Genomic DNA, 10,949 nt, shown 5'->3' with positions numbered 1-10,949 from the left:
CCGTTCTGGGAGTTTGTGGCGGGGCCGTTGAATGCCGGGAGTTTCGGGCCCAACCCACTGGATAAAACCTTTGGCCCGCAGGTGGTATTCCAAAAGGCGCCACCGGCACAGAACACCTCGCCGTTTGCGGGTTTTCAGTTTTTTGGTGAAGTGCAGATTGATGGGCAGACGGCGGAGTTGACGGTGACGCTGCGCGATCTCGATGGAATCTCGGTGTTCGAGCAAAAGCTGCAACCGGCCTGATCGTTCCCACGCTGTGTGGGAACGCATCCTGTGACGCTCCGCGTCACGCCGTCAAGAGCGGACGCGGAGCGTCCAGGGCGGCATTCCCACGCGGAGCGTGGGAACGATCAAATAACTGCTAGGGTTCCTGCATGAGCACAAGGTGCGCAACCACCTGTGGCTGACGGCCGATGTGCATTACTGTGCGGCGCATCACTATCACCCTGACCGCGCGGCGTTCCAGGATTTCGAGCCGTTCTGGGAGTTTGTGGCGGGGCCGTTGAATGCCGGGAGTTTCGGGCCCAACCCACTGGATAAAACCTTTGGCCCGCACGTGGTATTCCAGAAGGCGCCACCGGCACAGAACACCTCGCCGTTTGCGGGCTTTCAGTTTTTTGGTGAAGTACAGATTGATGGGCAGACGGCGGAGTTGACGGTGATGCTGCGCGATCTCGATGGAGTCTCGGTGTTCGAGCAAAAGCTGCAACCGGCCTGATCGTTCCCACGCTCTGCGTGGGAACGCATCCTGTGACGCTCCGCGTCACGCCGTCAAGAGCGGACGCGGAGCGTCCAGGGCGGCATTCCTACGCGGAGAGTGGGAACGATCAAATATCAATAGACATCCCTGCGATAGCGACCCTGTTCGATCAGGCGCTCCAGCGCCTCATTGCCCAAGATGTCTTTCAGTGCCTGATCCACCCCCGTCGCCATCCCCTGCAAGCTGCCACACACATAAATCGCTGCGCCGTCCGCGAGCCATTTGCGCAGCACATCCGCTGACTCGCGCAGGCGATCCTGTACGTAGATCTTCTCCTCTTGATCGCGGGAAAATGCCAGGTCCAGCAGGGCCAGGTCTCCACTGGCGAGCCAGCCTTGCAGTTCGTCCTGGCACAGGTAGTCGTGGGCGATATTGCGCTCGCCGAACAGCAGCCAGTTTCGCTGCTGGCCGTCGGCAATGCGTGCTTTGAGCAAGCTGCGCAGGCCCGCAAGCCCGGTGCCGTTGCCCAGCAGAATCAGCGGCACAGGCGCGTCGGGCAAATGGAAGCCGCTGTTGCGCCGCAGACGCAGGCTGATGGCCGAGCCGAGGGCGGCGTGTTCAGTCAGCCAGCCGGAGCCAAGCCCCAGGCTGCCGTCGGGGTGGCGTTCCTGGCGCACAATCAGCTCCAGCACGCCGTCGCTGGCAATCGAGGCGATGGAGTATTCGCGCATGCCCAGGGGGACCAGCGCATCCACCAATGCCTGGGCGTGCAGGCCGACCAGGTGCGTGCGGTTTTCCGGCAGTTGGCGCGTGGCCAGGGCCTGATCAAGGGTGTGGGCGACGCCGTCGATCACCACACCGTCGCTGCCGACCAAGCCCAGGCCGGCCAGGAAGTGTTCGATGGCCCAGGGGCAATTGCGCGGCAGGACTTCCACCAGGTCGCCGGCCAGCCAGCTGTGCGCAGACGTGGATGTGAGGCCCAGCAGGTAGACGGGCGAGCCGACACTGTCGGGGTTGAGCAGGGTGCGTTGGCTCAGGGTCCAGTTTTCGTACTGGGCCGTCGGCCAGGCCGCTGCCGGCGCATGCCCGGTGAGCTGGCCCAGTTGCTGTTGCCAGGTCTGCAGCGCCAGTGTATCGCCGCTGTCGACTTCCACCGGGGCAAACAGCGGGGTGCCGCCCTGGTTGGTCAGCCAGAAATGCAGGCGCCGGGCAAAGCCGCAAAAATGTTCGTACTGCCGGTCACCCAGGGCCAGCACCGAGTAGTTCAAGCCTTTGAGGGATAGCGCCTGGCCGAGCACGCTACGCTCGAAACCTCGGGCGCTGTCGGGCGCTTCGCCGTCGCCAAAAGTACTGACCACGAACAGCGCGTTCTGCGATTGGCTGAGGTCGTCGCGGCTGACACTGCCCAGGGGCTGCACCTTCACCGCCAGGCCCGCAGCCTGCAGTTGCCCGGCCGTTTGCCAGGCCAGTTGTTCGGCAAAGCCGCTCTGGCTGGCGAAGCCGATCAGCCAGGCCGGGGCATCGCTGTGGTTATCTGTCAGGCCTTTGCGGGCATCGCGGACCTGGCGCTTTTTGCGGCGTCGGTCCAGGTACAGCAGCCAGCCCGTGATGAAAAACAGCGGCATAAGCAGTGAGCTGACGGTGAGGACGATGCGCCCGACCAGGCCGAAATAGCTGCCGGTGTGCAGCGCATACACGCTCGTCAGCAACTGCGCCTTGAGGCTTTTGCTGGCGTAGCGCTCGTGAGATTTGACCTCGCCTGTGGCCGGGTCCAGGTTGATCTGGTTCAGCGCACGGTCATGGGGCGATGAAGTGAGCAGGTAATACACGATGGCCGGTTGCCCGGCGACCGCGGGCATCCGAATGTTGTAGGCGCTCAAGTCGGGGCCGGCGTTGCTGTAGATGCTGCTCCAGATCGCGTCGTAGTTGGCCACCGGAGCCGGGCCTGCGGGGGCTGGGCCGCGCTTGCGCATGCGCTCGTTCTGCGGCGCGTCGGACAGCAGTTTGGTCACGCCACGGTTGTACCAGTCGTACGACCAATACAGCCCGGTCAGCGCTGCCAACAGATAAAACAGCAGGCACCAGGTGCCGAATACCGAGTGCAGGTCCCAATTGAAGCTGCGGCCCTTTTTGCGCCAGTCCAGGGTCAGCCAGACACGCCAGCTTTTCACCTGGCGCGGCCAGCGCAGGTACAGGCCGGAGAGGCAAAAGAACAGCAGGATCAGGGTGCAGGCGCCGGTGATGTTGCGCCCGGTGTCGCCGATGGCGAGGAAGCGGTGCAGTTGCAGGATAAAACCGAACAGGTCCTGGCCGACCGCGTCGCCCATGTAGTCGCCGGTGTACGGGTCAAAGTAGCGCATCTGGCCACGGCGCTCGCCAGGCGGCGGGGTGAAGGACACGCGGCCGGCGTTGCCGCTCTCGCTTTCTACCCACAGCATGGCCACGGTCTTGCCTTCGGCCGCTTCCAATTTGCGTACCAGCTCGGCGGGCGGCAGTACACCGGCCTCGCGTTTCTGCACGCTCAACACGGTGGGGTTGAGCGCCCGCAGGATCTCGTCCTGGAACGAGTACGCGGCCCCGGTGACCCCCATCAAGGCCAGCACCAGCCCGGCCGTGATGCCGAAGAACCAATGCAACTGGAACAGGGTTTTCTTCAACACGTCGGAGCGCCTCGCTTAGCTGGATATCTGATCACGGCGCGCATTATGCCGTGAGTTGCCGGGAAACACGCAAAAGCCCCACGCATCCGATGTGTGGGGCTCCTGGCTGAACCTTGACCGCTTTTAGAAGTGGAAGCTGGTGGTCAACAATGCCGTACGACCGGCCGCCTGGTTGGCGAAATGCGTGGAGAAGGCCTTGTCGTAGTAGGTCTTGTCGGTCAGGTTCTGCACGTTCAGTTGCAGGTCGACGTTCTTGGTCAGCTTGTAGCTGGCCATGGCGTCATAGCGGGTGTAGGAGGGTACATACACCGTGTTGCCGACATCACCGTAAACCTCATCGACGTAGAAGGCGCCGCCGCCGACGGTCAGCTTGGGCGTGATGTCGTAGGTGGTCCACAGGCTGAAGGAGTTCTTCGGCGTGTTGGGCATTTGGTTGCCTTTGTTGGAGCCGGCACTGACTACGCCGTTACGCCCGTTGAGGCCGGATTTGACCAGTTCGCTGTCCAGATAGCTGTATCCTGCAAACACCTGCCATTGATCGGTGATTTTGCCGCTGGCGGACAACTCGATGCCGTCGACCTGAGATTCACCGGCGTTCTGGTAGGTGAGCGCATCCACCAGGATGCGGGTGTTTTTCTTCTCGGTGCGGAAGATTGCAGCGGTCAGGGACAGGCGGTCGTGGAACAGGTCCCACTTGGTGCCCAGTTCGTAGTTGACGGTTTCTTCTGGCTGCAAGTCGCTGGTGGCGGCACCGGCAGACAGCGGGTTGCCGTCGGATCCTTCGCCTACCAGGCCACCGGCTGGCGTGGCCGATGTGGCGTACGAGGCATAGATGCTGCCGTTTTCCACCGGCTTCCACACCAGGCCGGCCTGCCAGTTGAAGAACTGGCTGTCGTCCTTGATCTTGGTGCGCCCGGCGACGGCGTTGGTGTTGGCTTCGGTGTCAAAGGTGTCGTAGCGCAACCCCACGTTCAGCAGCCATTTAGGATCGAGCTCGATGGTGTCGAACACGTACGCGGCGCGGCTGGTGGCCTTGGTGTTGGTACCGTTGTAGTTGCGCGCGATGCTGCCGTTCCAGGCGTCGTCGGGGTTCGGGTTGCTCAGTGAGGTGCACTGGCCGCCCAGGCTGCCCTTGGCCGTTGTGCACACCGGGTTTGCGTTAGGGCTGACGGTGTAGCCGCTGACACGGGTTTCTTCGCCGGTAAATTCCAGGCCGGTGGAGTAAGTGTGCTTGAAGCCCAAGGCCTGAAAGCTGCCAAACAGATCGGTCTGGTTGGTGGTTGTGGTCGTGGTGGAGACACGGCTGTTGGCGCGACGCCAGACAGTGCCGTAGCGGTTGACGTTGAACTTGCTGTCATCCGGCTGAGTGAGCACATAGTCCTGGCCGGTGCTGCCGTGGCGCAGGGTGTTCTTGAGCGTCATGTTGTCGTTCAAGTCGTGTTCGATGGAGAACGTGCTGATGTCCGCACGGGTCTTGCGGAAGTCACGGCTTTTCAAACCGTAGAAGTTGTTGCTGTCGCCGCCGTCGTTGGGTTTGTCATGCACGTGGGCTGTGGCGGTCGACGAACCGTAGCCGTAGGGAATCCCCGAATCCGGCAGGTCATCACTTTCCATATGGTAGTAGCTGAGGTTGACACGGGTCGGTGTGCCCAAGCCAAAAGTCAGCGACGGCGCAACGCCCCAACGGTCGTAATTCACCGCGTCGCGGCCGGCCACGTTTTGTTCATGGCTCATCAGGTTCAGGCGGAATGCCGCGCTGTCGTCCAGGAACTGGCGGTTCACGTCGAGCACGTAGCGGCGGGTCTGGTCGGAGCCGTAGGTAAAGCCGCCGTTGGTGAAGTCCCGCGCTTGCGGGGTCTTGCTCACCAGGTTGAGGCTGCCACCGGCTGAGCCACGGCCGCCGAACGAAGAGTTCGGGCCTTTGCTGACTTCGATGGACTCGATGTCGAAGATCTCGCGGCTCTGGCCACCGGTATCGCGTACGCCATCGAGGTAGGTATCGCCCTGGGCGTCGAAACCACGGATGAACGGGCGGTCGCCCTGAGGGTTGCCACCTTCACCGGCGCCGAAGGTGATACCCGGTACGGTGCGCAAGGCGTCCTGCAGCGAGGTGGCGGCGGTGTCCTTGAGTACTTGTTGCGGCACCACAGTGACCGAGCGCGGCGTGTCCACCAGCGGCGCGGTGTACTTCTGCGACGAGGCTTTCTCCACCTGGTAGGAGGTGTTGTCCTGCTCCTGGCCGGTGATGTTGGTGGCGCCGAGGGAGATAGGGTTGCGCTCGCCTGTTGGCTCGGTATTTTCAGCGGCCTGTGCCAGGTGGGCGGCGGAGCCGGCACTCAGGGCAACGCCAATGGCGGAGGCCAGCATGCGTGGCGAACTGGCCGGTATTTTTAGAATAGTGCGCGACATGACGTGTCCCTTCCCCAAGGATGTGAGGCCGCGGAATATAGGGCCAACAAGACTTTGTATCAATTGCGAGATATTGCTATTCGCATCAAATTTACATTCTTTACACTTTTTTGTTACGGATTTTGCGCTCTCGTTCGTCCCTGTATTTTACAGAGAGGATAAGAATCAATACCATTGACACCTCTCTGATCGCAGGTATTGCCCCATGTTGCTGCACGTTCCCGGCCTGTTCTCTCGCGAGGAGGTGCTGCGCATTCGCCAGGCCCTGGAAGAGACCGAATGGGCTGACGGCAAAATCACCGCCGGTCACCAGTCGGCCAAGGCCAAGCACAACCTGCAATTGCCTGAAGGTCACCCGTTGGCCAAGGAAATTGGCGCAGCCATGCTGGAGCGGTTGTGGAGCAACCCGCTGTTCATGTCGGCCGCGCTGCCGCATAAAGTCTTCCCGCCACTGCTCAACTGCTACACCGCTGGCGGCAGTTTTGACTTTCATATCGACAATGCGGTGCGCCAGCCCAAAGGCAGCCACGAGCGCGTGCGCACCGACCTGTCGTCCACGCTGTTCTTCAGCGACCCCGACGACTATGACGGTGGGGAACTGGAGATTCAGGATACGTTCGGCCTGCAGCGGGTCAAGCTACCCGCCGGCGACATGGTGCTGTACCCCGGCTCCAGCCTGCACAAAGTCAACGCGGTGACCCGTGGCGCGCGTTATGCCTCGTTCTTCTGGACCCAAAGCCTGGTGCGCGAAGACAGCCAGCGCACCCTGCTGTTCGAGATGGACGGCGCGATCCAGCAACTGACCCGCGACGTCCCCGACCACCCTGCGCTGATCCAGCTCACCGGCACCTACCACAACCTGTTGCGCCGCTGGGTCGAGGTCTGAGCATGGGTTTTTTATTGCGCCGCGAAGAAGTGCTCAATGTCGAACAATTGCAGAGCATGCTCGATGACTCCCCGGTGCGCGCCGCCCAGGCCATCCTGATCGCCGCCAAGGCAGGTGTGGTCGAGGCCCAGGCCCTGCTCGGTCAAATCCTGCTGGAAGGGCGCGGCATTGCCCGCGATGAGGCCCTGGCGCTGCGCTGGTTCCAGATTGCCGCGCAGGGCGGGCACCTGATGGCGCGCAATATGATCGGGCGTTGCCGGGAGCATGGCTGGGGCTGCGCTGTCGATGAAGCCGCCGCAGCACGGGAATATCGCCTGGCGGCACACGCCGGGTTGGATTGGGGGCAGTACAACTACGCCAACCTCTTGGCTACCGGCCGTGGCGTTGTTGAAGACCAGGCGCAAGCACTGGCGCTGTATCGCCAGGCTGCCGAACAGGGCCATGCCAAGTCGATGAACCTGCTCGGGCGTTACCTGGAAGACGGGCAGCATTGCCCCAAGGATGTTGAGGCGGCCGTTGAGTGGTACCGCCGCTCAGCCGAGGCAGGTGATTTTCGTGGGCAGTTCAGCCATGCGGCGGTGCTGGCCGACAGCGGCCAGATCGACGCGGCGCTGGAATGGTTGCGCAAGGCGCTGGCAGGCGGGAATCTCAAGTTTCTGCAAACGGCACACAAGGCGCTGGCACGGGCGGATGACCCGCGAATTCGCGCCATGGCCAAGTTGTACCGGCAACGAGCTACGAGCTGATCGTACCCCCACGCTCCGCGTGGGAATGCCGCCCTGGACGCTCCGCGTCCGCACTTGAGCGCGTAACGCAGAGCGTCACAGGAGGCGTTCCCCCGCGGAGCGTGGGAACGAGCGGGGGAGGGGTTAAACGTAGAAGGATTTCAGCGGCGGAAACCCATTGAACTCAACCGCGCTGTAGCTGGTGGTGTAGGCACCGGTCGACAACCAGTACAGACGATCACCAATGGCCAGGTTCAATGGCAGGCCGTACTTGTAGTTTTCGTACATGATGTCGGCGCTGTCGCAGGTCGGGCCGGCGATGACCACTTCTTCCATCTCGCCTTTCTTCTCGGTCCAGATCGGGAACTTGATGGCTTCGTCCATGGTTTCGATCAGGCCGGAGAACTTGCCCACATCCGTGTACACCCAGCGCTCGACGGCGGTACGGGACTTGCGCGCCACCAGCACCACTTCGCTGACCAGGATACCGGCGTTGGCGATCAACGAACGGCCTGGTTCCAGGATGATTTCCGGCAGGTCGTCCCCGAAGTCTTCCTTGAGGAAGCGGATGATTTCTTCAGCGTAGGTTTCCAGGCTGTTGGTGCGGGTGATGTAGTTGGCCGGGAAGCCGCCGCCCATGTTGATCAGCTTCAGGTGGATGCCGTCTTCTTCTTTGAGGCGTTCGAAGATCACCTTGACCTTGGCGATGGCCGCGTCCCACACGCTGATGTCGCGCTGTTGCGAGCCGACGTGGAACGAGATGCCGTAAGGCACCAGGCCCAGGTCGCGGGCGAGGATGAGCAGGTCCATGGCCATGTCGGTCTGGCAGCCGAATTTGCGCGACAACGGCCAGTCAGCAGTGGTCGAGCCTTCGGTGAGGATACGCACATACACTTTCGAACCCGGCGCGGCCTTGGCGATGTTGCGCAGGTCGGCTTCGGAGTCGGTAGAGAACAGGCGCACGCCCTTCTCATAGAAGTAGCGGATGTCCTTGGATTTCTTGATGGTGTTGCCGTAGCTGATACGGTCGGCGCTGACGCCACGGTCCATGACCTTGTCCAGCTCGTAGATCGAAGCGATGTCGAAGCTCGAACCCTTGTCTTTCAACAGGTCGATGATCTCGACGGCCGGGTTGGCCTTGACCGCGTAATACACCTTGGCGAATTCGAAACCGGCGCGCAGGTCATCGTAGGCCTGGCTGATCATCGCGGTGTCGATCACCACGAACGGGGTTTCTTGCTTGTCGGCGAACGCCTTCATTTTGTCAAAAGTGGCGCGCGCGAAATAATCTTCGACGTTGATCGACATGCTGGGGACTCCTAGGGGCAAACAGTAGTAATCAATGGGTGCAAATGAACGTCCTCCGTATCCCCACTTTGGTTCGCCTACTTCCCAAGGCATGTCGCCGAAAGCAAAAAGGCCATGGGATCAACCGCTTCCCTTGGCCTTGCTGTCTCGTCGTCAGTACTTGAGCCGGATGGATCGTTTCCAGCATGGACGTTCGGCGCGAACTTTAGGGCTTGGCGGGCGTGGGATCAACTAAAAATGTCGCGTTTTTGCACGCGTTCGTCGCGCGGCCGCGTGCAGCTACTTATGTAACCGACCGGTGTGACGGATTGATGTTCCCCGGATGGGGCCAATCAGATGGATTTGCGGTGTATTCATCGCAGGCAAGCCAGCTCCCACAGGGGAATGCATTCCAACATAAGAATGCAGTTCAAATGTGGGAGCTGGCTTGCCTGCGATAGCGGCGGATCAGACCAGCGCGGTCTCGGCTGGAGACACGATACTGGTCTTGCCCCCACGCGATTTGCCAGAGCTCAGGTACTCGGCAATCGACTCCTGGGTCACTTCCCCGAGGAACACCCTCTCCGCATCCATCACCGGCAACCACGAACGGTTGAACTCGTACATGCGCGACAGCAGGATGCGCAAATGCTCGTCATACGCTGCCGTGGCGTTGAACTCGCGCAGGTACTGGCCGCAGGTGCCGGCCTGGCGGTGCAGGTCGCGACGGCGTACGTAGCCCAGCGCCTTGTTCTCCGAACAGGTGACCACCACATAGCGGCGGTCGTGCTCGTCCATCAATTCCAGCGCATCGGCCACGGGTGTTTCCGGGCTCACCGACGGGGCGTTGTCCGCCGCGTCTTCGGCTTTTACCAGCAGCAGGCGCTTGAGGGTGCTGTCCTGGCCCACGAAATTGCTGACGAACTCGTCGGCCGGGTGCGCCAGCAGCGTGTCCGGGTGGTCGATCTGCAGCAGCTTGCCGGCGCGGAAGATGGCGATCTTGTCACCCAGCTTGATGGCTTCGTCGATGTCGTGGCTGACCATGATCACGGTCTTGTTCAGCGCGCGCTGCATCTCGAAGAATTCGTTCTGGATCATCTCGCGGTTGATCGGGTCGACCGCGCCGAACGGCTCGTCCATCAGTAGCAGCGGCGCATCCGCCGCCAGGGCGCGGATCACACCGATGCGCTGTTGCTGGCCACCGGACAGTTCACGCGGATAGCGATGCAGGTACTGCTTGGGCTCCAGCTTGATCATGCTCATCAACTCGCGGGCGCGGTCGTGGCATTTCTGCTTGTCCCACCCGAGCAGCTTGGGCACCACCACGATGTTCTCTTCGATGGTCATGTTGGGGAACAGGCCGATCTGCTGGATCACGTAGCCGATGTTGCGACGCAGGGTCACCTCGTCGAGGTCGGTGGTGTCTTCGCCGTTGATCAAAATCTTGCCCGAGGAGGGCTTGATCAGTCGGTTGATCATTTTCAGCGTAGTGCTCTTACCGCAGCCCGAGGGCCCCAGGAACACGCAAATCTCGCCTTCGTTGACGGTCAGGCTCACATCGTTGACGGCGGTGACCGTCTTGCCGTTGCTTTGAAAAGTCTTGGACAGGTTTTGAAGTTCGATCATTTGAGCAATCCTTTTGGAGTCAGCGAGCGTTGCAGCCATTGCAGAAGCAGGTCGGCGAAGATGGCCAGGAGACTGACCAGCACGGCGCCGACGATCAGCATCGACATATCGCTGCGGCTGATGGAAGCCAGAATAAGTACACCCAGGCCACCGGCACCGATGGTGGCGGCGATGGTCATCACACCGATATTCATCACCACGGCGGTACGCACGCCAGCGAGAATCACCGGCACCGCAATCGGCAGTTCGACCATGCGCAGGCGCTGGCCGAAGGTCATGCCGATGCCGCGTGCGGCTTCGCGAATGCCTGGCTCAACGCCGGTGAGGGCCAGGTAGGTGTTACGCATGATTGGCAGCAGGGAGTAAAGGAACACGGCGGTGATCGCCGGCATTGGCCCCAGGCCCTGGCCGAACTTGGAGTAGAACGGCAGCAGCAGGCCGAACAGCGCGATGGATGGCACGGTCAGCAACACTGTGGCGCTGGCTTGCAACGGGCCGGCCAGGGTCGGGAAGCGCGTCATCAGAATGCCCAAGGGCACGCCGATGAAGATCGCGAGGATCACGGCGATGCCGACCAGGGTAATGTGCTGCCAGGTCAGGTGCAGGACCTGGGCCCAATCAAGATGGGAAAAGGCGTTCAAAAATTCCATGTCTTC

At 61.6% G+C, this 10,949-nt stretch carries 7 protein-coding genes and 2 pseudogenes; 4 read left to right on the top strand and 5 right to left on the bottom strand.

The features are described from left to right. Positions 1–243: pseudogene (locus tag ACTJLA_RS02955) on the top strand (alkaline phosphatase D family protein); the annotation flags it as partial. A 115-nt stretch (positions 244–358) separates the two neighbouring features. After that, positions 359–718 (top strand): annotated as a pseudogene (locus ACTJLA_RS02950) (alkaline phosphatase D family protein); the annotation flags it as partial. Between the two features lie 116 nt (positions 719–834). On the opposite strand, the gene ACTJLA_RS02945 reads toward ACTJLA_RS02950, so the two are convergent. Both ACTJLA_RS02945 and ACTJLA_RS02940 read right to left on the bottom strand, forming a co-directional pair. Next, positions 835–3,360, bottom strand: coding sequence for a sulfite reductase flavoprotein subunit alpha (locus ACTJLA_RS02945; RefSeq protein WP_314547637.1), 2,526 nt, complete (start codon positions 3,358–3,360; stop codon positions 835–837). Positions 3,361–3,483: 123 nt separating this feature from the next. Next, the gene (locus ACTJLA_RS02940; RefSeq protein WP_314547639.1) at positions 3,484–5,769 is read right to left on the bottom strand and encodes a TonB-dependent siderophore receptor; all 2,286 of its coding nucleotides are present in this window, start codon (positions 5,767–5,769) and stop codon (positions 3,484–3,486) included. Between the two features lie 205 nt (positions 5,770–5,974). Between ACTJLA_RS02940 and ACTJLA_RS02935 the strand changes: the two genes are divergently transcribed. Together ACTJLA_RS02935 and ACTJLA_RS02930 are read left to right on the top strand one after the other, a co-directional pair. Further along, on the top strand, positions 5,975–6,655 hold the full coding sequence (locus ACTJLA_RS02935) for a Fe2+-dependent dioxygenase (RefSeq protein WP_236452323.1): 681 nt from the start codon (positions 5,975–5,977) through the stop codon (positions 6,653–6,655). Between the two features lie 2 nt (positions 6,656–6,657). Then, positions 6,658–7,401, top strand: a complete 744-nt coding sequence (locus tag ACTJLA_RS02930) for a tetratricopeptide repeat protein (RefSeq protein ID WP_314547641.1) — start codon at positions 6,658–6,660, stop codon at positions 7,399–7,401. A 123-nt stretch (positions 7,402–7,524) separates the two neighbouring features. Here ACTJLA_RS02930 and ACTJLA_RS02925 read toward each other — a convergent pair whose 3' ends face one another. The 3 genes from ACTJLA_RS02925 to ACTJLA_RS02915 form a co-directional block, all read right to left on the bottom strand. Continuing rightward, positions 7,525–8,688, bottom strand: coding sequence for a type III PLP-dependent enzyme (locus tag ACTJLA_RS02925; RefSeq protein WP_014716890.1), 1,164 nt, complete (start codon positions 8,686–8,688; stop codon positions 7,525–7,527). Positions 8,689–9,135: 447 nt separating this feature from the next. Beyond that, entirely contained in the window at positions 9,136–10,293 is a 1,158-nt protein-coding gene (locus ACTJLA_RS02920; RefSeq protein WP_034126272.1) for an osmoprotectant ABC transporter ATP-binding protein OsmV, read from the bottom strand. Continuing rightward, positions 10,290–10,943 carry an ABC transporter permease gene (locus ACTJLA_RS02915; RefSeq protein WP_003188473.1) on the bottom strand — a complete coding sequence of 218 codons (654 nt, stop codon included), beginning with the start codon at positions 10,941–10,943 and terminating at the stop codon, positions 10,290–10,292. Before ACTJLA_RS02915 ends, ACTJLA_RS02920 begins: the two co-directional genes overlap by 4 nt. Positions 10,944–10,949 lie beyond the last annotated feature (6 nt).

It is taken from the genome of Pseudomonas sp. 22072, from assembly GCF_052046095.1.
Taxonomy (GTDB): Bacteria; Pseudomonadota; Gammaproteobacteria; order Pseudomonadales; family Pseudomonadaceae; genus Aquipseudomonas; species Aquipseudomonas paracarnis.
Note: the sequence above shows the minus strand (reverse complement) of the source record. Positions and strands in the feature narration are given on the sequence as shown.

Bases quoted from the DNA above. Each gene is read 5' to 3' on its own strand.
- ACTJLA_RS02930 (WP_314547641.1), top strand. From the start codon at position 6,658: ATGGGTTTTTTATTGCGCCGCGAAGAAGTGCTCAATGTCGAACAATTG.
- ACTJLA_RS02915 (WP_003188473.1), bottom strand. From the start codon at position 10,943: ATGGAATTTTTGAACGCCTTTTCCCATCTTGATTGGGCCCAGGTCCTG.
- ACTJLA_RS02935 (WP_236452323.1), top strand. From the start codon at position 5,975: ATGTTGCTGCACGTTCCCGGCCTGTTCTCTCGCGAGGAGGTGCTGCGC.
- ACTJLA_RS02940 (WP_314547639.1), bottom strand. From the start codon at position 5,769: ATGTCGCGCACTATTCTAAAAATACCGGCCAGTTCGCCACGCATGCTG.
- ACTJLA_RS02920 (WP_034126272.1), bottom strand. From the start codon at position 10,293: ATGATCGAACTTCAAAACCTGTCCAAGACTTTTCAAAGCAACGGCAAG.
- ACTJLA_RS02925 (WP_014716890.1), bottom strand. From the start codon at position 8,688: ATGTCGATCAACGTCGAAGATTATTTCGCGCGCGCCACTTTTGACAAA.